Source organism: Streptomyces sp. NBC_01142, from assembly GCF_026341125.1.
Taxonomy (GTDB): Bacteria; Actinomycetota; Actinomycetes; order Streptomycetales; family Streptomycetaceae; genus Streptomyces.
Genome location: NZ_JAPEOR010000001.1, coordinates 3,019,356 through 3,044,886, shown reverse-complemented (window position 1 = coordinate 3,044,886; position 25,531 = coordinate 3,019,356). Strand labels below are relative to the sequence as shown.

Sequence of the window (25,531 nt, the reverse complement as noted above, 5' to 3'; positions counted from 1 at the left end):
GTCGGATTCCCGCGGTGTTGTTACGGATACAGCGGCGGTGCCCTGCCCACGGGACTGATCCTCAACCGGAGGGGAAGTTCGGGCACAGACGCTGGTAACGGTCGTCGCCGACGTAGAAGTTCCACTCGTCGTGAGTCAGGTTGCGGCCCGCTCCGCGGCATAGTTCGTGAGCCCACACGCCCGGTACGGGGGTGAGCCGGGCGGTGCGGTCCCAGGATGCAGTAGCGAGGGTCTTGCCGTCGGGGCTGAACACCGCTGCGGCTACCCATCCGGTGTGGCCCGTCAGGGTAGCGATCGGGTCGCCGCTGCTGCTGGCCCACAGGCGTGCCGTGCCGTCCCTGCTGCTTGTCGCGATGGTGTTTCCGTCGGGGCTGAATGCCACCGCGGTCACCTCGTTGGTATGGCCCGTGAGGGTGGCGATGGCCCTGTGGGTGGCGACGTCCCACAACTGGGCGGTGCCATCGGTGGGAGCAGTGGCCAAGGTCTTCCCGTTCGGGCTGAACACCACTGCGCTCATGTATCCGGTTCTGCTGTTGAAGGTAGCGATGAGCTGGTGCGTGCGGGTGCCCCAGAGGCGGGCGGTCCCGTCGGTGGAGGCGGACGCCAACGTCCTGCCGTCCGGACTGAACGACACCGCGCTCACCCAGCCGCTGTGCCCGCGCAGCGTAGCGATGAGCCGGCGGGTGCGGGTGCCCCAGAGGCGGGCGGTCCCGTCGGTGGAGGCGGACGCCAACGTCCTGCCGTCCGGACTGAACGACACCCCGGCCACCGCGCCGCTGTGCCCGCGCAGCGCAGCGATGAGCTGGTGCGTGCGGGTGTCCCATAGTCGGGCGGTTCCGTCCTTGTTGCCGGTTGCAAGCGTGTGGCCGTCGGGGCTGAATGCCACCGCGAGTACGTAGCCGGCCCGGCCGCCAATGGTCGCGGTCGTTCGGTGGGTGCGGAGATCCCATAGTCGGGCGGTCCCGTCCCTGCTCCCGGTTGCAAGCATGCGGCCGTCGGGGCTGAACGCCACCGCATCGAGGTATCCGCTGTGACCGGTCAGCGTCGTGGTCGCCTGCCGGGTACGGGTGCCCCAGAGCCGGGCGGTGCCATCGGCGGAGCCCGTGGCCAACGACTTCCCGTCCGGACTGAACGCCACCCCGTTCACCTCGCCCGTGTGACCCGTCAAGGTGCCAACTGCCCTACGGGTGCCCAGATCCCACAGCCGGGCGGTGTCGTCCCAACTGCCGGTCAACAGCATCCCGCCGTCGGGACTGAACGCCACCGCACTCACTACGCGGGTGTGCCCTCGCAGAGTTGCGATGCCCCGCCGGGTACTGGTGTCCCAGAGTCGGACGGTGCCATCGGCGGACCCCGTGGCCAACGACTTCCCGTCCGGACTGAACGCCACCCCGTACACCTCGCCCGTGTGACCCGTCAAGGTGCCAACTGCCCTACGGGTGCCCAGATCCCACAGCTGGGCGGTGTCGTCCCAACTGCCGGTCAACAGCCTCCCGCCGTCGGGACTGAACGCCACCGCACTCACTTTGCCGGTGTGACCGGCCAGGGTGGCGGTTGTTCGTCCGGTACGGGTGTCCCAGAGCCGGGCGGTGGCATCGGCAGATCCCGTGGCCAACGACCTTCCGTCGGGACTGAACGACACCGCGTACACTCCGCGCGAATGGCCTCGCAGGATGGCGGCTGTGCGGCCGGTACGGATGTCCCAGAGCCGGGCGGTGCCATCGGCAGACCCCGCGGCCAACAACTTCCCGTCCGGACTGAACGACACCGCAGTGACTTCGCCGCTCCGACCGGGCAGAGTGGTGGCCACTCGGTGGCTCCCGCCGGCCCAGAGTCGGGCGGTCCCGTCCTTGCTGCCCGTAGCCACGGTGTGCCCATCCGGGCTGAACGTCACCGCGATGACCTCCCCGGTGTGACCGACGAGCGGCCGAGCCGGATGCACGGGGGTCGACAGGGCAGCTTGTGCACTCGCGTGGGTCGGAGCGATGGCTGCCTGGCGGAGTCCGGCGAGGGCGAGAAGGTTCGCGAGGTCGGGCTGGGTGCCCAGGACCGCGCGGGACTGTGCGGCAAGACTGCTCGCGGCGGCTATCCGGCTCTTCCGGTCGGCCGTCCTGCGCTGTCCCTCAGCGGCCTGCCACTGCCACACCGCGACAGCTGTGGCAACCAGTGACGCCACCACCAACAGTGCGAGGGCTGCCGTGAGACGCCGAAGCCGTTCGTTTCGGCGACCGGTGGCTGCGGCCTCGGCTTCCGCCCTCCTGATCTCAGCCTGCGCCGCCGCGACGCTGTCCTCCAAGAACTCGCGCTCCAGCGGATTGAGGTCGGCTCGGCGTCCGGCCGCCATCTCTGTGGCCTGGGCCAGCCGGTGTCCCCGATACAGGCTGCCTGGATCACGTTGCAGGGCCTGCCAGGCTTCGGCGGCTACGGTCAGGGCGCGGTGCACACGCAGCCAGTCACGATCTTCGGCCAACCACTCCCGCAGCTGGGCCCAGGCTCGTACGAGTGCTTCGTGGGTGATCTGCACGACCCCGTCATCCGCGGTGACCAGACGTTCCTCGATCAGGCGTTGCAGGGCGACACGGGCAGGACCCCCCTCGTGTGCCAGCTCGTCTTCGCAAACCCGGCGCCGCACGGCCTCACCGCCGTCGTCCACCGCGACCAGGCGGAGCAGCATGCGTCGCGCTGCTTGCTTCTCGTCCCGATCCAGGGAGTCGTATACCCCCTGAGCCGTGTTGGCCACCGCGTTCTGGATGCCTCCGGAGGCGTGATAGCCAGCCAGTGTCATGCGACGGCCGTCGCCTTGGGCCCAGGTGGCCTGCAGCGCGTGCGCCAGCAGCGGCAGCGCGCCCGCGTCATAACCCCCGCCACGCACACCCAGGTCGCGCAGCAGCATCTCCACCAGCCCCGGCTCCAGTTCCAGCTGTGCCGCGCGCGCCGGACCAGTGATCGCCTGGCGCAGATCGGGCTCGGTCATCGGTCCGAGCACGATGTTTCCCTTGTTCACCAATCCGGCCAGTCCGGGCACGGCAATGCAGCGGTGGAAAAAGTCGGCGCGCACCGCCACAACGACCGGGACCGGTCGGCGGCTCCTGTCTCCGGATGCCTGCTCGACGAGCGCGGCCACGAAGGCCTGACGCTCGTCGCTGTCCGTGCACTGGGTAAAGGTCTCCTCGAACTGATCCACGATCAGCACCCAGCGGCCACTGGTCCTGCCCTTCGATCTCTCCAGCTGGGCGCGCAGCGCCTCCAGCGGATGCGCCCCCGGCGTGAGCCGTACCACCGCCGCGGGAGCCGAATCGTCCGCCGACAGACGTCCCAGGCGTAACAGGGGGGCCAAACCAGCGTTCAGCAGGGATGACTTGCCGGCGCCCGAGGCGCCGATCAGGAACAAGGGCGGTCCGCCGCCGATGCGCTTGTTCAGCAGCCTGACCAGTTCCTGGATTTGCGTGCCGCGGCCGAAGAACCATTCGGCTGTGTCCTCGGTGAAGGAGTGCAGGCCGGGGTAGGGGCATCGGCCATCGAGATGACCAGGTGCCGGGTCGGCGAGACCACCGCCGTGATCCTGCGCATGCTCCAGCAACAGCTGCAGCACCTTGTAGTCCCCCAGCAGGCTCGCCCACCGTTCTTGCTTCACGGCCTTGCCCGCCTCCGACTCGGCCAGGCAGGCGCTGACGTACCTCTCGAACAGACCGCGGTCGGGTGCATTCCTTCCCTTGCCGTTCTCGAGATCGGAGATCGTTGAGTTGGCCGAGGCGATGTTTCCGGCCAGACCGGTCTGGGTCAGGCCGACCTCGATGCGCAGAGCACGTAGCCGCTTCCCCAGTCGGTGCCGCTGCGCCTCGACCGCGTCACCCCCGCCTGCAGCGTCGCTCATGTCCCTCCCCGTGAGTCCGGTGTCCGGCGGAATCCGGCGCTGATGGCTGCCGACCGTCCGTTGACCTGCACCTTTGGCAGGCAGGTCCGGGGTCGGCCGTCGCTGGTGATCTCGGCCGCTTCTGCGGCGCACGCTGGCCGCCGTTGTGATCCGAGGTTCCGAAAAGGACGGAGAGAGCGATGGTGGAAGTACGGGAGTTCGCCGCCCACGCGCTGAAATCCGTGAGGAAGGTCCTCCCCCAGACGCGGGGCTGGTGGGCGGAGGGGCCATCCAGCAGCACCCACAGCCGACTCGCACCGCCCGCGGTTTCCCTCACTGTCCGGTGCAACCGCGAGCCGCATCGGCGCTCAAGGCGGGTCAGCAGCGCACCGGGACAACCGGTCAACCAGCCCGGAGACACAAGGGCGGCACGAGTGGGGCGTGTCAGCCGGCACAGTCCGGGACAGTGTCCCCATAGGGCCCGTCGGGCCCCTCCCCCACTCGGCCAGAAGCCGGGTGCCGATCCATCACGTGCCCGGAGCCGGACGGTACGGGGCCGTCTCCAGCGCCCGCGTCGTCTCCCGCCGTGAATTCCGCTCGGCCGCCTTGGTGCGAGCGGCATCGGCCCCTCCTCGAAGGTTCCCAGCTGGTCGAAATGAACAAGGTCACGCGCCGGCACCATTTCCCCCTCGCGCAACCGGCCCCTCCGCTGCGGTATCCGCCGGCCGGGCTGTCGAGCAGGAGCGTAAGGGCAACACGCCTGCTGTGGCCGCTACTTCGGATTGCACCAGCTCCACTCGCTCATGGTCCGGCGCATTTGGCACCGAACCGGACACCGTCTCGCCAAAAGGATCACGATGACGAACAAAAGGAACACCAGGCAAACCGTCCGGCAGCTCGGCCACACGGCCATGTTCGGTCTGGTCCGCGGCATCGCCACCGCAGCCGGCTCGGCTGTCATCGCCGGAATCGCCTGGTGGCTGCAGGGCCGATAGCCGACCGGAGCCGGGCACTGGGGACAGCGCAGCGAGGAGGAACGCGCACGTCGGCCGATCGGGCACACCGCCGTATACCCGCCCGGTCGGCGGCACTCCGGATGTCAACCCGCCGATGCCATCGAGCAGTGGCGAGCCCACACGCCTGAACTCCAACTCCTCGCCCTGCTGGGCGAACGCACCCACGTCATGTATGCCGCACTGGGTGATGCGACGTCAGCGGCGGCGCAAAGCTCCGGCCGTGCTCCCGGTGCGTTCCCTCAACAGGATGCGCAGGGTGTTGGCGTGTTCGTAGCCGACCCTGCGGGCGATGGCCTCCAGTGAGAGGTCCGTGGTCCGCAGCAGGTGGGAGGCCTGTTCGATCCGCAGGTCCTGAACGAAGCGGATGGGTGAGGTACCGAGTGCGCGCTGCACGGCCCGCTGAAGGGTGCGCTCGCTGACGCCGAGCGCCTGCGCCGCCTGCCCGATACTGATCGGCTCGTCCAGATGCAGTCGCGCCCACCGCTCGAAGGCCGCCACGGTCGGATCGCTCTGGGCGAGCGCGCTCGGGATGGTGTACGCCGACTGGGACGGTCGCTCGTCCACCACCAGATAGCGGGCGACGAGATCGGCGAGGGCGGGGCTGCTCATCCGGACGATCGCGAGGGCGAGGTCGACATGCCCGAAGGCCGCGCCGGCCGTCGTCACGCCGTCCGATGTGGTCACCATCCTGGTCTCGTCGACCGTCACCGCCGGATAGCGCATGCGGAACACCGGCGCGAGCCACCAGCTCGTGGTCGCCCGCCGTCCGTCCAGCACCCCGGACTCGGCCAGCAGGAAAGTGCCCGTACAGGCCGAGGCGACAGGCGTCTGCCGCTCCCGCGCATCGGCCACCAGACGCCGCACGGCTGCGGAGCCGGGACCCGAAACATGGTCGATCAGTGCCTCGGGCCGCCGCTCGGCGAGGGCCGGTACGAGCAGCAGGTCCGCCCCCCTTGCCTCCGAGACGGGCGCGGTGGCGACCACATGTCCGGCGCCGGTGCGGATCCGGCGGTGGAAACCTACGGTCGTGACCTCCCAGGCGGGCGGCGGCTGAGGCAGCTCCCCGCGCATGGCGTTGGCCCCTTGGAGTACATCGAGGATCGCCGCGAGCCCGGAGTCGAACACACCGTCGTAGGCGAGTACAGCTACATCCATGGCGGAAACAGTATCCGACTCGTCGTTTACGACACTGGGGCACGATCGTTCGCCGCCGTAGGCTTCTTTCAGATGTCCGGATCACACCACACGGACACGGACGCGCGGCAGATCGAGACCGGCCCACCGGACCGGCCCGTCGACACCGGGACGACCACCGGGACGACCACCGGGCGACCACCGGCACGAACACCGAGAAGCGGAGTACGTCATGACGAAGATCGGCCTGTTGGCCAGGATCGAAGCCAAGCCCGAGTACGCAGAGAAGGTCGGGGACATGCTGCGCGATGCGCTGCGGCTCGCCAAGGAGGAGGAGCACACCGTCACCTGGTTCGCGTTCCGCGAGAACGCCACCACCTTCGGGGTGTTCGACACCTTCCAGGACGAGGAGGGCCGCACCGCCCACCTGCAGGGCAGGATCGCCGCGGCACTGATGGAGGCCGCGGAGACGATGCTCAGCTCCGCACCGGACATCCGCCCCGTGGACATCCTGGCGGTCAAGCTTCCCTGACCCGGTGAAACGCGGTGCCGGACGCGTCCGGCATGACGGGAACGGTATGCAAAGAGTCGCAGGCGACACTGCAAAAGAGCGCCTGGCACTTTGGGTTCGCTGTACCCGGCACATGACATCCAACGAGTCAGAGGGATGGAACGCACCATGGCGCAGCCCACGGTCCAGCACACCGAAACCGACACCCCCGCGGCGCGCTCGCGCACCCACACCTGGGCACCACCGACCAGCTACGCCGACGCCGGCGACCGCTCGGGGATCGAGCTGATCCGTATGGGCCTGGACGGCCGTCTGCCGTCGGCACCGATCTGCGGCACGCTCGGCTTCCGGCTCGTCGAGGTCGACGAGGGCCGGGCCGTCTTCGAAGGCGATCCCGGCGAGCATCTGTTCAACCCCATGGGCACCGTCCACGGCGGCTTCATGGCCACGATGCTCGATTCGGCACTCGGCACCTCGGTCATGAGCGCCCTGCCTGCCGGGCGGGCCTACGCCACCGTGCAACTGGGGGTGAATCTGGTACGCCCGGTGTACGGCAACACCCCGACACTGCGCTGCGAGGGCACGGCCATCCATGTGGGCCGCACGACCGCGACGGCGGAGGCCCGGGTCGTCGGGGCCGTGGACGGCAAGCTGTACGCACACGGCACCACTACCTGCGCGGTCTTCGCCCTGCCGGGCGCCGGGTGAGGGGGGAGGATTGAGGACATGACCAGGACCACGGTCGTCAATCTCAAGGGCCACCGGAACGATCCCGAGTTCGCGGATGTGGTCTACGTCGGCCGGGCCATGCACCGGGGCGGCTGGGACCTGAGTGCCTCCCCGCTGGCGAGCCCCTTCCGTCCCGGTCGCGACGGCAGCCGGGAAGAGGTCATGGAGCGGTACCGGGAACATCTCCTCGGCCGCCCGGACCTCCTCCCCCTGCTTCCGGAGCTCCGTGGGCACCGGCTCGGCTGCTGGTGCGTCCCGGAGGCGTGCCACGCCCAGGTGATCGCGCAACTGGCGGACTCGGGGGCGGGCACCGACTCCGGAGCTGGCACCGATCCGGAGTGAACCGCCGCCGCGGTGAAGCCCCCACCCCGTCCGACCGGCATTTTCCCGCCCCGAGGCGACCGTTCAGGACACCTGAATGCCGATGAGGCAGGTGTCGTCATCGGTGTCCGACTTGCTGTGGGTGAGCAGGCGGTCGAGTCGGCGCTCGAGGGTGGGTGCGGGTGCCTGTGCTGTGGCGAGCAGTTGGGTGAGGGACTCGTGGACGGAAGTGTCCCTGCGTTCGACGAGGCCGTCGGTGTACATCAGCAAGGTGTCGTTCGGCTCGAGTTGGACCTCGGCCTCTTCGTACTCGGCCTCCGCCAGGGCACCCAGGAGCAGTCCGCCGAGCAGAGGCAGGGTGGTGGCCCCACTTCCGCGCACCAGGACCGGAGGCAGGTGGCCTGCCCTGGCCCAGCGCAGGATGCGGGTGTCGGGGTCGTACAGGCCGCAGACGGCGGTGGCGGTGACCTGTTCGGTGAGGTGATGCGCCACGATGTTCAGCCACGACAGCAGCTGGCCGGGGCCCGCGCCGGTGATGGCGAGACCGCGCAGGGCGTTGCGCAGAACCACCATGCCGGTTGCCGCCTCCACGCCGTGGCCGGCGATGTCCCCGACGCAGAGCAGGATCCGCTTGGAGGGCAGGACGACGGCGTCGTACCAGTCGCCGCCCACCAGGGACTCCGACTCCGCCGGCCGGTACCGTACGGCGATCTGCAGGCCGGGGGCGTCGAGGGGGCCCCGGGTCGGCGGCATGATGGCGTGCTGGAGTTGCAGCGCCATGCGGTTGCGCTCGGCCGACTCCTGTTCGGTGTGCGCGAGTTGGTCGCGGGTGGCGGCGAGCGCCACCTCGGTCCAGTGCTGGGAGGAGATGTCCTGGTACGCGCCGCGCACCGCGAGGAGCCGGTCGTCGGCGTCGAGGACGGGTTCGGCGATGACCCGGATGTGGCGGGTGACTCCGTCGGGACGCTGAAGGCGGAAGGCCGTCGAATGGGGACGCCGGTGGTGAAGCACTGCCTGGAGGAAGCGGCCGATGGCGACGGCGTCGTCGGGGTGTGCGTGACCGGCGAGATCCTGCAGGGACACGGGGGTGTCGGTGACCGCACGTCCGTACAGGCCGAAGAGCTGCCCGTTCCAGGTGATCTCACCCGTTACGAGGTTCTCCTCGAAGCCGCCGATACGGCCGAGGCGCTGCGCGTTTTGGAGCAGGCTGGCGAGCCGGGCGGTCTCGTCCTCGATGCGCCAGATGAGCAGCACGCTGCCGCCGTGCCGGCTGATGCTGAGATCGGCGACGGACGCGAGCGGCACCTGGTCGACGAGCGCGGTCAGCGTCATCCGCTGAGCGCGGAAGGGTTCACCGGTGGCGTAGACGCGTTCGGTCTTCTCGAAGAGGTCGCTGTCGCCGGCGGCCATGGGGTAGGCCTCCAGCAGCAAGGCCCCGTTGACGGCGCTGCGGGGGCGTCCGGCCGGGTCCAGGAAGCGGCTGTTGGCGTGACGGATGCGGAAGTCGGTGAGGTGGCCTTCCGCGTCGAGGTGCGGGGTGAGGACCAGCGCGGGGTCGTACAGCCCGTCGGACAGGTCCACCAGTTCGGAGACGTCGGCCGGTTCCCGTGTGGCCGGGAGATACACGCCGGAGGCGGGGAGGCTTTCGAGTGTGTGGGCGCACAGCTCGGCCAGGGCTTCGATCTGGCGGACGACGGCCGGGGACTGCGGAGCGAGCGGCTGGGGCCAGCAGATCTCCAGAACGCCGTGTATGCGGCCGCCGGTTCCGGCGGGCAGGGCGATACGGCCGCCGTCCGGGCTCTGCGTATGCCCGATGGAGGGCACGCCGGCCGCGGCGAGGGAGGAGATCCGCACGGTGCGGCGCTCGCTGAGGGCCTGGCGGGCGACGGTTGCCACACCGGGCGGTACGTACCGCCAGCGTCCCGCCTCGTCGGCGCTGAATCCCGCGTGGCCACAGAGGGTGAGAGAGGCGTCCGAGCCTGCGGTCCAGACGGCGACGGCCGTCGCTCCCAACGGGGTCAGCGCATGTTCGAGCAGAGATTCGGCGACGGCCTGAGTGTCGCCGGCGGCCAGCGCGGCGCTTTCCGCGGTGCGCAGGCGCACCGCGACGGACGAAGCGGCCTCTCCTTCGGGCTTGGCGTCGCCGTTTGCCCGCAGGACGAAGTCACCTGCTGCTTCGGCCACTTGGTCGCGGGCGGCCTGGTTGATGATGTCCGCTGCCAGCTCGAGCTGTGACAGGCCGGCCTGGTCCGCGAGTTCGGCGAGTTGCCGTGCCGCCTGTGCCGGACCGCATTGGAGCCGCTCGATCATGACGCCTTTGGCGAGTTCGATCAGGGCGCGCCCGTCGGCCGCGGCGTGCGCCGCCTGTACCTCTCCGCGCAGCCGTTCCACCGTGGCCGCCAGGCGACCGACGGTGGACGTCTGCTCCGGCGAGGGCTCCGCCGGGGCCGGGCCCCGTTCCGGAGGGACGGCGGAGCTGGTCATGCCCTCCGTGCCCCCCGCCGCCAGGGGTGGGGACGGCAGATCGCGGGGCCGTTCGAATGCCCCGACCGTAGGCACGAGGCCGGTCGTCGGCGGCTCGACGGGCATGTGCCGAGCGGCCTCTGCGGTGTGGGTCACCGAGGCCGCGGACAGGTCCTGCTCCCGGCCGGGCTCGGGTCTCGGCGGTGCGTCGTCCGCGAGGGGGTCGGGGAAGGGTTCAGGAGTACTCATGGTGCTGGTGACTCCTCGGCGGGGTGTCTGCATGTCGCGGGATCGTCGTACGAATACCTGGGGACGGTCTGCGGATTCCGTCCTCGGGCTAGGGGGTGTCCTTCAGCCATCGGCGGACGCCGGCGATGAGGTCGTTGGCGTCCACCGGCTTGGTGACGTAGTCGCTGGCGCCGGAGGCAAGGCTCTTCTCCCGGTCTCCGGGCATCGCCTTCGCGGTGACCGTGATGATGGGCAGGTCGGCGTGCGCGGGCATCCGGCGGATCTCCGAGGTCGCTGTGTAGCCGTCCATCTCGGGCATCATCACGTCCATGAGGATCAAGTCGATGTCCGGGTGCTCGGCGAGTGTCTCGATACCCTTCCGGCCGTTCTCCGCGTGCAGGACCTGGATGCCGTGGAGTTCCAGGATGCCGCTGAGGGCGTAGAGGTTACGGGCATCGTCGTCGACGACGAGCACGGTACGGCCGTGGAGACTGTCGTCGATGGTCTGAGGGGTCTGCTGACGGGTTTCCTCGTCGCGTACCAGGGGCACCACGTCCCCCGGCTGCTCGGCGGAGAGGTGCAGCGCGATCCGTTCGCGGAGTTCGTCCAGGCTGGAGAGCAGCTCCAGCGGCCGCCGACGGGCACGCGACTGGAGTGCCTGCTCATGCGCCGCGTCCAGGCGGCGATTGTTGTGTGCGAGGACGGGGACGGTCCGCAGAGCGGCATCGCCGTCCATCGCGTCGAGGAAGTGCAGGGCCTCGCTGTTGGCCATGTCGAGCTCGAGCACCACGCAGTGGAACGGCTGGGCGGCGAGAGCGCCGGCGGCTTCCTGCGGTCCGAGCGCCGCGATGACCTCGATGTCCTCCCGGTCGGTGAAATCGTGACCGCCGGTGAGTTCGGCCACCGCGCTCTCGGCGACGAGGGACAGCAGCCCGCGCGGGCGCTCCTCTATCACCAGCAGTCGGCGCGGCTGCCGTGGCTGCGGGGCCGCGGTGGCCAGAGCCCGCCGCACCCTGTCGGGTACCTCCGCAGCCTCGCCGGCCTCGCCAGAGCCGGCCGGGTCGTCGGCCGTCCGCTCCTGGAAGTCGGCGCGTGCGACGGGCAGATAGAGAGTGAAGGTACTTCCCTTGCCGGGCGCGCTCTCGGCGGTGAGGGCACCGCCGAGCAGATGCGCGATCTCGCGGCTGATGGACAGACCCAGTCCCGTGCCCCCGTACTTGCGGCTGGTGGTGCCGTCCGCCTGCTGGAAGGCACCGAAGATGACCTCGAGCTGCTGCTCGGCGATACCGATGCCGGTGTCCTTGACACGGAACGCCACGATGGCACCGCCGCGGTGGACCGGGCCCGGCAGCTCGCCGTCGGCGGCCGGTTCGATGTACAGCTCCACGCTGCCGCGTTCGGTGAACTTGACGGCGTTGGAGATCAGGTTCCGCAGGACCTGCCGAAGCCGGGAATCGTCGGTCAGCAGGTCGACCGGTACGCCGGGTGCGGTGGTGATCGTGAAGGCGAGACTCTTCTGCGTGGTCATGGGGCGGAAGGTCGCCTCGACGTAGTCGAGAAGCTGCCGCAGCGAGACGCGCTCCGGATTGATGTCCATCTTTCCGGCCTCGACCTTCGACAGGTCGAGGATGTCGTTGATCAGCTGGAGCAGATCGGATCCTGCCGAGTGGATGATGCCCGCGTACTCGACCTGCTTGGCGGTGAGATTACGGGTCGGGTTCTGGGCCAGCAACTGAGCCAGAATCAGCAGGCTGTTGAGCGGGGTACGGAGTTCATGGCTCATGTTGGCCAGGAACTCGGACTTGTACGTCGACGCCAGCGAGAGCTGCTGAGCACGGTCCTCCAGTTCCTGCCGGGCCTGTTCGATCTCCAGGTTCTTGGTTTCGATGTCGTGGTTCTGGGAGGCCAGCAGGGCGGCCTTCTCCTCCAGTTCCGCGTTGGAGCGCTGGAGTTCGTCCTGCTGGACCTGCAGTTCCTCGGAACGTGACTGGAGTTCACCGGCGAGCCGCTGCGATTCGTCGAGCAGCTCGTCGGTGCGGGCGTTGGCGACGATGGTGTTGACGTTGACGCCCACCATCTCCATGAGCTGGTCGAGGAAGGCCCGGTGGACGGCGGTGAAGGAGGTGAAGGAGGCGAGCTCGATGACGCCGAGGACCTGGTCGTCGACGACGATCGGCAGCACGATCAGGCTTCCCGGTGTCGTCCGGCCGAGTCCGCAGGAGATGCTCACGTAGTCGCCGGGCACCCCGTCGGCGGCGATGGTGCGGCGACTGCGCGCTGCCTGGCCGACCAGGGATTCGCCCAGCTTGAAGCGATCATGGCCGGAGTCGGCGGGGCGTCCGTACGAGCCGACGAGCCTGAGCTCGGTGCCGTCCGGGGTCTCCTCCGCGAGGTAGAACGCGCCGTACTGAGCGGAGACCAGCGGGGTGAGCTCGTCCATGACGAGCTCGGCGACAGCGGCCAGGTCGCGATGACCCTGCATCAGCCCGGAGATCCGCGCGAGGTTGGACTTCAGCCAGTCCTGTTCCTGGTTGGCCCGCGTCGTTTCGCGCAGGGAGCCGACCATCGAGTTGATGTTGTCCTTCAGCTCGGCGACCTCGCCGGAAGCGTCGACGGTGATCGACCGCGTCAGATCGCCCTCGGCGACGGCGCTGGCGACTTCGGCGATGGCCCGCACCTGCCGGGTGAGGTTGCCGGCCAGCTCGTTGACGTTCTCGGTGAGGCGCTTCCAGGTGCCGGAGACGCCTTCGACCTCGGCCTGCCCGCCGAGCCGGCCTTCGCTGCCCACCTCGCGGGCCACGCGGGTGACCTCGGCCGCGAAGGAGGACAGCTGGTCGACCATCGTGTTGATGGTCGTCTTCAGTTCCAGAATCTCGCCGCGGGCGTCGACGTCGATCTTCTTGGACAGGTCTCCGTTGGCGACGGCGGTGGTGACCAGGGCGATGTTACGGACCTGCCCGGTCAGGTTGTTCGCCATGGAGTTGACGTTGTCGGTGAGGTCCTTCCAGGTGCCGGCGACGTTCGGTACGCGGGCCTGGCCACCGAGCCGGCCTTCGGTGCCGACCTCGCGCGCCACGCGGGTCACCTCGTCGGCGAATGCGGACAGGGTGTCCACCATCGTGTTGATGACCTCGGCGAGCGCGGCGACCTCGCCCTTGGCCTCGACCGTGATCTTCTGCGACAGATCACCGCGCGCCACGGCGGTGGCCACCTGGGCGATGGAGCGCACCTGGCCGGTGAGGTTGGAGGCCATCACGTTGACGTTGTCGGTGAGGTCCTTCCACGTGCCGGAGGCGCCCCGTACGGTCGCTTGCCCGCCGAGATTGCCCTCGGTGCCTACTTCGCGGGCGACGCGGGTGACTTCGTCGGCGAACGCGGACAGCTGGTCGACCATCGTGTTGATGGTCTCCTTCAGCTCCAGAATCTCGCCGCGGGCGTCCACGCGGATCTTCTGGGTGAGGTCCCCCTGCGCGACGGCCGTCGTGACCTGGGCGATGGAGCGCACCTGGGCGGTCAGATTGTCCCCCATGACGTTGACCGACTCGGTGAGGTCCTTCCACGTGCCGGAGACGCCCTTGACGTCGGCCTGACCGCCGAGGCGCCCTTCCGTACCGACCTCACGGGCCACACGCGTCACCTCGTCGGCAAACGCCGACAGCTGATCGACCATCGTGTTGATGGTCTCCTTCAGCTCCAGGATCTCGCCCCGCGCATCGACGTCGATCTTCTGCGACAGATCACCCCGGGCCACCGCGGTGGCCACATGCGCGATGGAGCGCACCTGCGCGGTCAGGTTGCCCGCCATGAAGTTCACGGAGTCAGTGAGGTCACGCCAGGTGCCGGAGACGCCCTTGACGTCGGCCTGACCGCCGAGGCGCCCTTCCGTACCGACCTCACGGGCCACACGCGTCACCTCGTCGGCAAACGCCGACAGCTGATCGACCATCGTGTTGATGGTCTCCTTCAGCTCCAGGATCTCGCCCCGCGCATCGACGTCGATCTTCTGCGACAGATCACCCCGGGCCACCGCGGTGGCCACATGCGCGATGTCGCGGACCTGGGTGGTGAGGTTGCCCGCCATCGCGTTCACGGAGTCGGTGAGGTCCGCCCAGGTGCCGGAAACGCCCGGAACCTCCGCCTGCCCGCCCAGTGTTCCTTCGGTGCCGACCTCACGGGCGACGCGGGTCACCTCGGAGGTGAACAGCGACAGCTGATCGACCATGCCGTTGAACACGGTGGCGATCTCGCCGAGCAGGCCGTCCGCCTCGTCCGGCAGGCGCGTACCGAAGTCCCCGTCGCGCACCGCCGTGAGCCCGGCCAGCAGCTGCCGCAGCTCCGGCTCCCCCACCTTGCCGGTACCGCGCGCCCGAGTCCGCTGTACGGGACGCGAGTTCTCGACTGTCGTATCAGCCATGACCCACCCTCGTTACGCTCATCCGGATTCCCGTCAAAGGACATGACACTGCCACGGCCCTTCCGGCGGGGCCGCCGTCTCCACGCCTCACGGTCTCGTTCCCAGACTGTTGTCGTGCGACAAAATACGAGGCAGAGTACCCCGCCGCGGCTTGCCGGGGAAACAATGCCCGGCGCAACACCGGCCACCGACGGGAGTGAAAGGACTTGACCTCACTCGCACGGACGGCCGTACCCGTTCAGCGCGAAGTGACCTTGGCGAGTTCCGCGTTGAATTGCGCGCCGACCAGCAGTGCGAGATTGGACACCCAGAGCCAGAGCAGGAAGACGATGACCCCTGCAAGAGACCCGTACAGGCGGTCGTATGTGCCGACGTGGGACGTGTACAGGGCGAATCCCGCGGAGGAGATGAGCCAGAGGAGAACGGCGAGGACGCCGCCGAGCGCCCTGCGTCGTACCCCGCGCGTCTGGGCCGGGCCCGAGCGGAACAGCACGAGAACCATCGTGGCCACCAGGCAGAGCAGGATCGGCCACTTCATGACGTCCCATGCGGCGGCTGCCGCGCCGCCTACCCCCAGTGCCTGACCGAGGGACTCGGCCAGCCGGCCACTGAGCACGAGCACCAGCGCGCTGGAGACCAGGACCCCCAGCAGTACGCACGAGGTGAGTACGATCCGTGGCGCCGTACGCCATACGGAACCACGGTCTCGTACGTCGTGCATCGCGTGCAGAGCCCGGCGGAACACAGCGAGATAGCTGGACGCGGACCACACAGCGCCACCCGTTGCGGCGACGGCGAGGAACCATGCGGCCGAGTGGCGGCCTGCCATGTCCTGCAGCGTGCTCTCCACAACCGGGCGCGACGTGGCCGGCACGATGGCGGCCAGCCGCTCGATGAGTGTCCCGGTCTGTGAGGCATCCGCGATCCCGATCAAGGACACCGTGACGAGCAAGGTCGGAAAGAGGGCCAGCACGGCGTAGTACGTCAGAGCGGCAGCCCAGTCGGTGAGGTCATCGGTCCATACGGCCCCGGGCGTACGGCGCAACGCGCTGAGCACATCGCCCCAGGGCGGCAGGCCGCGTGGAACGGCAGCTGGGCTCTGCGACAGGCCGAAGGGCGTTGTCTGTTCACCGTGCATGCTGTCTCCCGCGACGCAGAGTCCTCCGAACCATCGACGGCCAATGAGCGGGCCCACTGAAATGTGGAATGCGTGTCGGCAGCCTACGTGAGGGCTGCGGCGCCCCTGCCCCCGCCCTTGAGTCATCTCGTGGACGTGTACCCACCCCTCGCGCGCGCTCCCCCATGGCGCGGCCACGCTCGACCGGTCAGCTCGTCCAGTGGAAAGATATGGTTGCTGTGCAAAGAGGCCATGGACCGGTGCCCCGCGCAAAGCTCGTTCCCCCAGCACCCGTCGTGCCACCGGACCAACACCGTTCTCTGGACGGATGTGGAGACAAGGAGCGCGGCGCAGGGGCGGCGCCGCCGGCCGAGGACGTCTGATTCGGAGTGTCACTAGATATGGACGCGAACCGCGCCTCTTCCCACCGCCGGCCGAAGGAGACCGCTCAGGCGGCCCGCGAGGTCATCGAGCTCCTGGAGGTGCTGTGGGAACGCGGCAGGGACATGGTGTCCTCGGCACCCGTGTCCGCTTCTCAGCTTCGCGTGCTGTACAGCCTCGATCGCGAAGAGGGCATCAACCTCCGCACCCTTGGTGAGTTGCTGGGCTCCACTCCGCCGTCGGTCAGTCGCCTGTGCGACCGCCTCGAAGCGCTCGGGTTCGTCCAGCGGCTTCCCAGCCCTGTCAGCCGACGGGAGCTGGAACTGCATCTGACCACCCCCGGCAAGGCGTACCTACGGGACTTGCGGGCGCGGCGCGAGGAGGCGTTGCTGTCAGTGATCGACGCAATGACGCCGCCGGTGCGCAAGGCACTGCTGAATGGACTCATGGGCTTCCAGGACGCACTGGGCGAAGCAGGACCTGCCCCCCGACTGGACTCTGCAGTCAAGGGCGCCCGATCCGCCTGACCTCGGCGCTCCGCCAGGCGTGATGAGCCCTGTCCGCCATGGCCCCCGTCCGGAACGAAGCCGCCGGCGAGAGTGCCCCTATGCCAGCATCTCCTTGCGCAGCTTTGTCAGCGTACGGGTGAGCAGACGCGAGACCTGCATTTGCGAGATGCCCAGCCTGGCGCCGATCTCCGCCTGCTTCAGCTCGTCCCCGAAGCGGAGTTGGAGAATGAGGCGGTCCCGGTCTTCCAGTCCGTCGAGCAGCGGCTTGAGTGCCTGCAGGTTGTCCACCAGGTCCAGTGCCGGGTCGACGTCACCGAAGCGGTCGGCGATGGAGGCCTCGCCTGCGCCGTCCCCTTCGGTGCTCGGCACGTCGAAGGAGCTGGCGACATATCCGTTCATGGCCACGAGGCCTTCGGTGACCTCCTCGGCGGACAGTCCCATGTACTCGGCCAGCTCCGCCGTCGTGGGTGAACGGTGGAGGGTGCTGGAGAGCTGATTGGTCGCGTGGGTCAGCTCCAGCCGGAGCTCCTGAAGGCGGCGCGGCACGTGCACAGCCCAGCTCGTGTCCCGGAAGAAGCGCTTGATCTCCCCGAGGATGTAGGGGACGGCGAAGGTCGTGAACTCGACCTCGCGACTGAGGTCGAACCGGTCGATCGCCTTGATGAGGCCGATCGTGCCCACCTGGACTACGTCCTCGTCCGCTTCCGAGCGATGCCGGAACCGGCGCGCGACAAATTTGACCAGCGAGATGTTCATCTCGATCAGGGCGTTGCGCGCGTACTGATACTCCGGGGTGCCTTCCTCGAGCTCCTGAAGCCTGTCGAAGAACACCTTCGAGATCATTCGTGCGTCCGCCGGCGCCATTTCCGCGGCATCTTCGACACGCGGCAGGCTGACTTCGCCCGATCCCGCGCTGCGAGCCGCCTCGACGCGGTTCACCGATTGCTCCGTCATCGCCGGCACCGTGGTCATCACTCCTCCTCTGTCGTCGCACCCCCGTCCATGACCCTTCCTACCCCACAACAGTTGCCCTAAAGCAAGTATTGGTCAAGTCCGGGCGATGATCCGCTCGAGATGTTCTGCCGCAGGGGAAATGCGCTCAGCGCGGGCGGGTAAACGCGGGAGAGATAGGGTTGACGTGCGGAACGGAGTACTACCCCTGCGGCGCTGAAGCCGGCCAGGCCGAAGATCGCCACAGCAGCGACATGAGGCAGGGGCGGGGCGGGCGGTCTGCGGCGCCGACAGAGAAGATCTGATTCGGAGTGTCAAGGTATGAGCACGGATCCCCCTCCCGCTCCGCAGCGGTCCATCAAAGCAGCGCAAGCAGCGTGCGAGGTCATCGAGCTGCTCGAAGTGCTGTGGGAACGGGGCCGGGACGCCACAGGCCCCTCAGCCGTATCACCGCCCCAACTGCGCGTGCTGTACAGCCTGGAGCGCGAGGAGGGCATCAACCTCCGCACACTCGGCCGTCTGCTGGGATCCGCTCCGTCATCGGCAAGCCGCCTGTGCGACCGCCTCGAGGCACTGGGCTTCGTGGAGCGCACACCGAGCCCGGTGAGCCGGCGGGAACTGACCCTGCGCCTGACCAGTCATGGGAGGGCGCATCTGGTTGAGCTACGCGCGCGCCGCGAGAGGATACTGCTGACAGCCATCAAGGCCATGCGCCCAGCCTCCCGGGCCGCGCTCCTGGACGGCCTGAACGGATTTCGCGACGCAGCCCAAGCAACGGACCTCGCCCGAGGTCACAGTCCGCCGGTCAGCCCGGCACAGTCCGCCTGACAGCGGACAGCGTCCGACCCGCCCGTACGTGACCACCCGGTCGGCGGGTCACTGCTCCTCCACGTGCAGCAAACCGCCGTCGCCGATGCCCTGACGCCCCGCCCAGTCGAGACAGACGACCAGTGCGTCATCGTCGAGGGGTGATTCCCCGTGATAGCCGGCAAGCTCGCGCAGTACCGCGCCCGGTACCTGCGTCGGCGGGAGAAGCCTCGTACCCGAGAGGGACCGCGCCAGCGCCCGCTGTCCGTAGCGCTCCCCCGCCGGAGATGACGCGTCGTACACACCGTCGCTCCCGAACAGCAGACGGTCACCGGACTGCACCGTGAACCGCTCGGGAAAGTAGACCGTGTCCTCGAACATGCCCAGAGGCAGCTGCGCATCGAAGGAGATGGCCTCAACCGCCCCTTCACGCAACCGCCACATCCGCGGAGAACCCGCATCCAGCGCCTCGACCTCACCGGTATCGAGGTCGAAACGCAGCAGCAGAACGGACACGTATGCCCGGCCCCGGTACTGCGCGTATACGGCCTGATCAGCCAAGGACGCCTGTCCGGCAAGATCGAGACCGGCCCGGCGGGCGTTGCGCAGCGCATTGACGGCCAGGTTGGTCAGCAGAGCCGCCTCGATGCCCTGCCCCATCCCGTTGGTGACCGTCAGCGTCAGATGGTCGGCAGAAGCGGACCAGTCGTAGTTGTCGCCGAAGATCGCGTAGGCCGGTTCGAGGTGCGCGCCGAGAGCGAACTCCGGGCGGGCACAGGATCGCCCCGGCAGCAGCTGCCACTGCATTTCCGCCGCCAGCGTCAGCCGCGCGGCCCGCCGGGCCAGGACATACAGGTCCGTGTCCCGCTCGGCGACCAGGATCTCGTGACCGAGCGCCTCGCAGACCTGCTGCATCTCCGGCAGCAGCGACTGCGTATAGCGGTCCTCGGCCATCCTCGCCGTCAGGACCCCCATCCGGTCCCCGCGGATCGTGACGGGCAGATGCACATCGACCGCGCCGGCATCCCTCGTCACGTACGGCTCCTGCGAGCCGAAGGCGCGCCCCTGCGCACTGCCGTTCACCGGCACCGGCTCCGTTGTGTACGGCACGTTCTCCACGGCCTGCAGTGAACTCATCCCGTAGTCGACCAGCCGAAGCTCCACACGGTCGACGCCGTACTGGTCCCTCAGCGCGCCAGTGACCACATCCAGCAGGGTGTGCGGGGCAGCGCTGCGCAGAGCTCGCTCGACGGCGGCGAATTTGTCCACGTCATCCTGCTTCTCTTCGCGCCGGCGACACCAGCCCCGGCTTCTCTTCGTGCCGGTAACACCAGACCCGGCGGGCCAGGTCACTCTCGCTCCCGTCGATGCGGCCTGCGACCGCGCCGGGCACAACAACACCCACTATTCTACGAACCCGCACAACATTTGCTACGCGGCAACGATAGCCGCGAACCGGGCCACGAGAGACTTCCCGCGGGCGGCAGCCGCACCGACGATCAACGCAGAGACGGGGGCGGACACGGATGGGTAGCGCAGCGCATGTTCCGCAGACGCGGGACATGGCCGGCGAAGAGCTCTCCGGGGACGAGGCCTGGGCGGCGCTGAGGCGGTACGGCGGGCAAACGCTTCTCACCGACGCGTTCCTGCGCTTCCGCTACGCCGACGGCTTCAGTCACTCGCGCGCACTGGCGTTCCAGGTGACACTCGCCCTGGTGCCTTTCACGATCGCGCTGGTCGGCGTGGCGACGACCCTCCACACCGAGAGTGTCGGTCGCATCGTCGAACTCACGCTCACACAGATAGCTCCAGGCGCCAGCTCGAGGCTGATCGAAGATGCCCTGGCGGAAGGGCGCCGCAACGCGGATTCGGATGCCGCGGGTGCGGTCGCCATGTGGCTGGGTCTGGGGTTCGCCGTGGTCAGTCTGACGTCGGCCATGGCTCAGATCGAGCGCGGCGCCAACCGTATCTACGGCATCGAACGCGATCGCCCCTTCGGCTCCAAGTACGGCAGGAGCCTGCTCCTCTCGGTAGCGGCAGGGGCACCCATGGCGGCCGGGTTCCTCGTGCTCGTGGCCGGTGACGCGGTCGCCGAGGCCGCGGTGAAAGCGTTCGGCGGCGACGCCGGACTGCCGGGGTGGTGGCACTGGCTGCAGATACCCGTCGGCATCTCCATGGCGTGGGTGGCGTCGGCCGCGATCTTCCGGTGGGCGCCGCGGCGTACCCAACCGGGATACACATGGCTCGCCTTCGGGTCGGCCGTTCATCTCACCCTCTGGATCACCGCGACCTGGCTCTTGGCCCTCTATGTGGAACACAGCGGCTCGTTCGGTGCCGTCTACGGGCCCCTGACAGCCTTTGTCGCGCTGCTCCTGTGGGCGAATCTCACCGGCATCGCGCTCTTCCTCGGCCTCGCGTTCGCCGCCCAGCTCGAGGCGGCCCGGGCAGGCATCACCGAACCGGTGCACCCCGATCCCGGGCCAGGTTCCTGAGCGCCCACCCCCCTTGTGGCGACAACGGAAATCCGGGCAGCGGGAAGACGCCCCCTCAGGCGACGCCGGCACACCGGCTAACATTTGCCGGGCGACAACAAACCAGGGAGGGGCACATGCGCGCAGGTCGCCACGGCGGGTACGCGGCCGGCTGCGACGCTGCACGACGCGCTGTTGCACTCTCCCCCGGGGGTCGGGTGAGCCGGCGCGGCACAACCGATCGATGTTGGCGTACAGCGAGATGAGCGCCAGTGACCAGACCACCTGCACAGAAGGGCGGAGGAATGTCCCCCACAGAGAACAACCTGGACATCGAGGTCGCAATCCACGATACCGACACCGCGATCTTGACCATCGGCGGCGAACTGGACATCGATACCGCGACGTTGCTTCACCACCACATGGCCAATCAGTTCCTCCACGGACGCCGCCACGTCGTCCTGGACCTTTCCGCTCTGCAGTTCATGGATTCCTCAGGGCTGAACGTTCTGATCAAAGCCGGTCGCGAAGCGCGCAACACAGACGGGGACCTCCACCTCGCCGCGCCCGCTCCTGCCGTCCGCCGGCTCTTTGAGATCACTGGACTGAGCGTTGCCACGCCCATCCATCCCAACGTCGAAGAGGCGCTCGCGGCCGCCGGACGCAGCCACGTTCCACAGCAGGCGGAGAGGACGGCTGAGGGCGTCGGCGAGTAGTGCCCGGGGGTGGACCCGCAATCGTGCACATCGGCGCCTCACATCCGCGCCGAGGAGGGCGACTTGGCGAGAAAGGCTCCTCGGCCGGTCCCGGTCCCTGACCCGGTCCCTGGAGCGTCGCCCCGGTGACAACGCGACTGCGGCCACGGTGAACGCTGTCTGCCGCAGCCGCAGCCAGGGCTCCCCCACACTCCGGGGCAGGCTCGTCGCCCACAACGCATGCCCCTTCCATGGGTGTGGAAGGGGCATGGAAGGGCCGTTGCCCGGGCCTTTGTCCGGGAGGGCTGCCGGGTTCCGGCGTTGCCGTCGCGATCTCGCCCCGTCAGGGGTGCAGCTCTGCTTCGGTTTCCCCCCATGGTGCGGGGCCTGAACCGTCGGTCCAGGCGAGGAGCTGGTGATGGTCCAGGCAGCGGATTCCGCACTGCTCGGCGTACTCGACGGCGGGCTGGGTGAATTCACCCGTGGTGACCACGGCTGCGACATGCGCCTCGTGTACCGCGAAGCAGGTTCCCCCGAAGCGCTGCATGTCCTGGGAGCCGACCTTGTTCAGGGGCCCGTACCTCTTGCACTGGATGACCACACGTCGCCCGTCCGGCGCGATCGCCATGATGTCCGCGCCCAGGTCCCCGGCGCCGCCCACGACCTCGACGTCCCGGCAGCCGTCGCGCTCGCACAGGGCGGCTACTGCCTGTTCGAAGCTCACCGGGTCCATGGCCGCATAGTCCGCGGCCACGAACGTCTCACCAGGCGCTTCGACCACGCCCGCCGTGGGTGGTCGCTCCTGCTCCACCGCGTTCCGCTCGGCGATCCGGTGCGTGAGGTCGACGAGCCCGTCGGCGACATCTCCCGCGGCGCGACGGCGGCGTGCGCTTGACAGCCCCACAGCGGCGGCGATGACCACCACAGCCACGACCACCACTGCGGCCGGGTGAGCCTCGACCGCTCGCACGGTCAACTTCAGGGTGAGCCCTGCGGCGCAGAGAGCGAGGGCAACCAGCCCGAAGAAGAGGGCCAGTTGCCGAAGACTGAAGGCCCTCCTCCGCTTGGCCGCTCCGGGCCGACGGACGGGTACGGTCATATGTGGCGGTCACCCCCGCGGACGACAACATCAAGATCACTCATGGCTGCCGTATGCCCCCGGTCTGCGGAATTCAACACGCAAGCGCGGCGTCGGCTGCCGCAGACCAGAACAGCCGACGAGTTCGGCGCCGGTCAGAACCCGCGGAATCCCTCACGATGTGTCCCGGGCTGGGCTACAGGAACCGCCGGATGGGAAGGACTGCCGATTCCCGGGCCCGTTGTGCCACTGAGCGTCTCCTCCAGCGACCCTCCCGGATCCGCTCGCTCACCGCCAGATCTTCATCGAAGTGCGCGTCCAGAGTGGCGGTGAACGTCTCGTCCAGGATGGCCAGCATGACCTCTTCGTCGTGGTCGAGGGAACGCCGGTTGAAGTTGGTCGAGCCGATGAGTGCGGCGGTCCGGTCCACTGTGATGACCTTGGCGTGCATCATCGTCGGCTGATACTGGAAGATCTTGATGCCGCAGGCGGTGAGGGCCTCGTAGTAGCGCTGACCGCTCAGTCGGCAGACTCGCTTGTCGGTGTGCGGGCCGGGCAGCAGGATCTCCACCTCGACTCCGCGCCGCGCGGTCGCGCAGAGCAGGTCGACGAAGGTTTCGTCGGGCGAGAAGTAGGCGGTGGCCAGACGGAAGCGTTCCTCCGCGGACTCCAGCATCACCCTGAGCAGGGTCTGCATGTCCTGCCAGCCGAAGCTCGCCGAACCGCGCACCACCTGCACCACCGCGTCACCCTGGGCTCGATGCTCGATGAACCGGTCGCGGTCGTCGAAGAGTTCGCCGTGACACTCGGCCCAGTTCTGGGCGAACGCGGCGGCGATGCCGTCCACCGCGGGACCTCGCACCTCGACGTGGGTGTCACGCCACTCGTGCTCGTTGCGCGCGTTGCCGCACCACTCCTCGGCGATCCCCACCCCGCCGGCGAACGCCGTGCACTCGTCCACGACGAGAACCTTGCGATGACAGCGGTGGTTCTGCTTGAAGGGTGAGAGGTAGAGGGGCTTGCGGAACCAGGCCACGTCGACCCCCGCCCGCTCCATCGCCTCCAGTTGGTCCTTCTCGATCAGCCGACTGCCGAAGCCGTCCAGCAGCAGCCGCACCCGCACGCCCTCGCGGGCCCGCTCGGCCAATGCCTGGGCGAACTCGCGGGCTATGTCGCCTTTCCAGTACACGAAGGTCATCATGTCCACGGTGTGCTGAGCGGAGCGGATGCACTTGAGCATCGCCGCGAAGATCTCATCCCCGTTGCGCAAGGGGATCAGCACATTTCCCTCCGTCGCGGCGATCCCGATCAGCCGCTCCAGGCGACGCCGTATCCGCGCTGCACGGCCTCTCAGCGGCGATCCGGCCTGCGCTCCCGAGACATGAGGTGTCAGCTGCGGCGGATCCTGCGTACTCGTCACGTGCGTCACCTGACTGGTCTCGGCTGCAGATAAAAGGGTGCGGGCACGGTCCTGCTGGGCCGGGACGAGGAAATCATGTGGCGGCTTGTCTCAGGAAGAGCACGGCACAGGCCCAGACACAAACACAGGGTGTCCGTTCAGGCGGTGAGCTGTACGCCGCCGGGCACGGAGGCCGGCTCGGCCGACGCGACGGCGAGCGCTGCGGCCAATTGCTGCTCTGCCACGATGAGGGCGGCCTCCGCGGTGCGCGTTCCCGTTGAGACACAGAGCGTGTAGGTGACGTCCTCCAGCTGACGCCGTGCCTCGATCGATTCCTCTTCGGTGCGCAGTGAACGAAGCGCCTTGTACTCCTCGACGAGGTTCCGCAGTATGGCGGGGTGGGCCCTCAGCACGGTGGTCTGCTCCTTGTTGCTCGGTAACGTCGGAATGCCTCGAGTCGCTGGTGCTGCCAGTCGGATGTTCAAGCGTGCGCGTCGCTCAGAAAGGCATGCGGCCGCGGGCACGCCGTCCGGCGGATCCGCTGCGGCCTACGGCACGGGAGCTGCTGTGGAAGGGCTTGCTGAATATCCGGCCGAGGATGCCGGGGGCCTTGCCCCCTGCGCGCGATCCGGCTCCTAGGGTGCGCTGGGTGCCGCGTTCGGGGTGGCGGGACAGGCGGGGCACGAAGAAGGCGAGAACCGCCAGGACGACGCACACGGCGACGATACCGACAACAATCACGAAGGACTCCCTGGGTTGATGGTTGGTTGCCGCTTGCCCCGCCGGGCCGAGCGCATGCACCTGGGTCGGCACCGGTGTGCCGCCGTGGAGTCCGTACATCGTCGAGCGGGGCACACCTCGATTCCCTGGGGATTCCACTGGAAAGAACGCTCCTGCGGCACGACTGTCCGAGATCGCTCACCGAACGGCGACAGGGGGCAGGCCGGGCAGGGGCAGGCCGGGCAGGGGCGGGCCGATGCCGTGCGAGGTCTTGACTGTCAGACCCAGCTCGTAGCGTCGTGAGTGAGGGCCCGGACCGGCCGGGCCTCTTTGGGCACGGAGCAGGCCATGGGTGAGATCAGTGTGGGAAGGCAGCACCTGGACCGGTTGCTGGCCGACAGCGCAGGCGCGTACGGCGCCCCCTACCAGCGGGCGTTCACCGAGCTCGCCGAGACGCACCGCGGCCGTCCCGCGGCCGAGATCCTGCCCCTGCTACGGCGGGCCGCCGATCAGGCCCTGCTCGAGTTCACTCACGCCGATCTGCGCGAGCAGGCCGACGCGATCAGTACCGGCGAGCCGTACGTCCTGCGTGTCACCGTCACCTGAGTGTCAACGTCACCTGAACCCGGGAACCACCCGACCGACTGCGCCGACGGCAGCGGCATGTCGTGGTCGGAATGCCCGCGGTCCCGTTTCGGTGGCCGCACCGATTCGGGCAGGTACGGTTCTGGTCG

The 25,531-nt window shown here is 68.6% G+C and carries 20 protein-coding genes; 9 read left to right on the top strand and 11 right to left on the bottom strand.

The window, feature by feature from the left end; genetic code table 11:
• Positions 1-61: 61 nt before the first annotated feature.
• A complete protein-coding gene (locus OG883_RS13795; RefSeq protein ID WP_266539791.1) occupies positions 62-3,874 on the bottom strand; it encodes a helix-turn-helix domain-containing protein in 3,813 nt (1,270 codons plus the stop codon).
• Between the two features lie 836 nt (positions 3,875-4,710).
• On the opposite strand from OG883_RS13795, the gene OG883_RS13790 reads away from it, so the two are divergent.
• Positions 4,711-4,848 carry a hypothetical protein gene (locus tag OG883_RS13790; protein WP_266539789.1) on the top strand — a complete coding sequence of 46 codons (138 nt, stop codon included), beginning with the start codon at positions 4,711-4,713 and terminating at the stop codon, positions 4,846-4,848.
• Positions 4,849-5,064: 216 nt separating this feature from the next.
• Here OG883_RS13790 and OG883_RS13785 read toward each other — a convergent pair whose 3' ends face one another.
• Positions 5,065-6,024 carry a GlxA family transcriptional regulator gene (locus tag OG883_RS13785; protein WP_266539787.1) on the bottom strand — a complete coding sequence of 320 codons (960 nt, stop codon included), beginning with the start codon at positions 6,022-6,024 and terminating at the stop codon, positions 5,065-5,067.
• A gap of 211 nt (positions 6,025-6,235) precedes the next feature.
• Here OG883_RS13785 and OG883_RS13780 point away from each other — a divergent pair, with 211 nt between their 5' ends.
• From OG883_RS13780 to OG883_RS13770, 3 genes are all read left to right on the top strand, one after another.
• The gene (locus OG883_RS13780; protein WP_266539785.1) at positions 6,236-6,535 is read left to right on the top strand and encodes a putative quinol monooxygenase; all 300 of its coding nucleotides are present in this window, start codon (positions 6,236-6,238) and stop codon (positions 6,533-6,535) included.
• Between the two features lie 135 nt (positions 6,536-6,670).
• Positions 6,671-7,222: a PaaI family thioesterase gene (locus OG883_RS13775; protein WP_266539783.1), complete on the top strand. Its 552-nt coding sequence runs from the start codon at positions 6,671-6,673 to the stop codon at positions 7,220-7,222.
• A gap of 18 nt (positions 7,223-7,240) precedes the next feature.
• Positions 7,241-7,585 (top strand): DUF4326 domain-containing protein, encoded by a 345-nt coding sequence (locus OG883_RS13770; protein ID WP_266539767.1) that lies wholly within the window; start codon positions 7,241-7,243, stop codon positions 7,583-7,585.
• Between the two features lie 63 nt (positions 7,586-7,648).
• Here OG883_RS13770 and OG883_RS13765 read toward each other — a convergent pair whose 3' ends face one another.
• The 3 genes from OG883_RS13765 to OG883_RS13755 all read right to left on the bottom strand — a co-directional run bounded on the left by OG883_RS13765 (position 7,649) and on the right by OG883_RS13755 (position 15,807).
• The gene (locus OG883_RS13765; protein ID WP_266541521.1) at positions 7,649-10,048 is read right to left on the bottom strand and encodes a SpoIIE family protein phosphatase; all 2,400 of its coding nucleotides are present in this window, start codon (positions 10,046-10,048) and stop codon (positions 7,649-7,651) included.
• Between the two features lie 316 nt (positions 10,049-10,364).
• The gene (locus tag OG883_RS13760; protein WP_266539765.1) at positions 10,365-14,669 is read right to left on the bottom strand and encodes a HAMP domain-containing protein; all 4,305 of its coding nucleotides are present in this window, start codon (positions 14,667-14,669) and stop codon (positions 10,365-10,367) included.
• Positions 14,670-14,907: 238 nt separating this feature from the next.
• Positions 14,908-15,807 carry a YihY/virulence factor BrkB family protein gene (locus OG883_RS13755; protein ID WP_266539763.1) on the bottom strand — a complete coding sequence of 300 codons (900 nt, stop codon included), beginning with the start codon at positions 15,805-15,807 and terminating at the stop codon, positions 14,908-14,910.
• Positions 15,808-16,187: 380 nt separating this feature from the next.
• On the opposite strand from OG883_RS13755, the gene OG883_RS13750 reads away from it, so the two are divergent.
• Positions 16,188-16,694, top strand: coding sequence for a MarR family transcriptional regulator (locus OG883_RS13750; protein WP_266539761.1), 507 nt, complete (start codon positions 16,188-16,190; stop codon positions 16,692-16,694).
• 78 nt (positions 16,695-16,772) lie between these two features.
• Here OG883_RS13750 and OG883_RS13745 read toward each other — a convergent pair whose 3' ends face one another.
• On the bottom strand, positions 16,773-17,648 hold the full coding sequence (locus OG883_RS13745; protein WP_266539759.1) for an RNA polymerase sigma factor SigF: 876 nt from the start codon (positions 17,646-17,648) through the stop codon (positions 16,773-16,775).
• Between the two features lie 300 nt (positions 17,649-17,948).
• Between OG883_RS13745 and OG883_RS13740 the strand changes: the two genes are divergently transcribed.
• The gene (locus OG883_RS13740; RefSeq protein ID WP_266539757.1) at positions 17,949-18,455 is read left to right on the top strand and encodes a MarR family winged helix-turn-helix transcriptional regulator; all 507 of its coding nucleotides are present in this window, start codon (positions 17,949-17,951) and stop codon (positions 18,453-18,455) included.
• Positions 18,456-18,503: 48 nt separating this feature from the next.
• Here OG883_RS13740 and OG883_RS13735 read toward each other — a convergent pair whose 3' ends face one another.
• The gene (locus OG883_RS13735) at positions 18,504-19,703 is read right to left on the bottom strand and encodes a PP2C family protein-serine/threonine phosphatase (RefSeq protein WP_266539755.1); all 1,200 of its coding nucleotides are present in this window, start codon (positions 19,701-19,703) and stop codon (positions 18,504-18,506) included.
• A gap of 257 nt (positions 19,704-19,960) precedes the next feature.
• Between OG883_RS13735 and OG883_RS13730 the strand changes: the two genes are divergently transcribed.
• Both OG883_RS13730 and OG883_RS13725 read left to right on the top strand, forming a co-directional pair.
• Positions 19,961-20,926 carry a YihY/virulence factor BrkB family protein gene (locus OG883_RS13730; protein WP_266539754.1) on the top strand — a complete coding sequence of 322 codons (966 nt, stop codon included), beginning with the start codon at positions 19,961-19,963 and terminating at the stop codon, positions 20,924-20,926.
• A gap of 284 nt (positions 20,927-21,210) precedes the next feature.
• Complete coding sequence (locus OG883_RS13725; protein WP_266539752.1) at positions 21,211-21,621, top strand: STAS domain-containing protein; 411 nt, start codon at positions 21,211-21,213, stop codon at positions 21,619-21,621.
• 322 nt (positions 21,622-21,943) lie between these two features.
• Here OG883_RS13725 and OG883_RS13720 read toward each other — a convergent pair whose 3' ends face one another.
• From OG883_RS13720 to OG883_RS13705, 4 genes are all read right to left on the bottom strand, one after another.
• On the bottom strand, positions 21,944-22,699 hold the full coding sequence (locus OG883_RS13720; RefSeq protein ID WP_266539750.1) for a restriction endonuclease: 756 nt from the start codon (positions 22,697-22,699) through the stop codon (positions 21,944-21,946).
• Between the two features lie 175 nt (positions 22,700-22,874).
• Positions 22,875-24,071 carry a phosphatidylserine/phosphatidylglycerophosphate/cardiolipin synthase family protein gene (locus OG883_RS13715; RefSeq protein ID WP_266541518.1) on the bottom strand — a complete coding sequence of 399 codons (1,197 nt, stop codon included), beginning with the start codon at positions 24,069-24,071 and terminating at the stop codon, positions 22,875-22,877.
• Positions 24,072-24,235: 164 nt separating this feature from the next.
• A complete protein-coding gene (locus OG883_RS13710) occupies positions 24,236-24,490 on the bottom strand; it encodes a DUF5133 domain-containing protein (protein ID WP_266539749.1) in 255 nt (84 codons plus the stop codon).
• Between the two features lie 85 nt (positions 24,491-24,575).
• Positions 24,576-24,818, bottom strand: coding sequence for a DUF6411 family protein (locus OG883_RS13705; protein WP_266539747.1), 243 nt, complete (start codon positions 24,816-24,818; stop codon positions 24,576-24,578).
• Positions 24,819-25,145: 327 nt separating this feature from the next.
• Between OG883_RS13705 and OG883_RS13700 the strand changes: the two genes are divergently transcribed.
• Positions 25,146-25,403 (top strand): hypothetical protein, encoded by a 258-nt coding sequence (locus tag OG883_RS13700; RefSeq protein ID WP_266539745.1) that lies wholly within the window; start codon positions 25,146-25,148, stop codon positions 25,401-25,403.
• Positions 25,404-25,531: the final 128 nt, after the last annotated feature.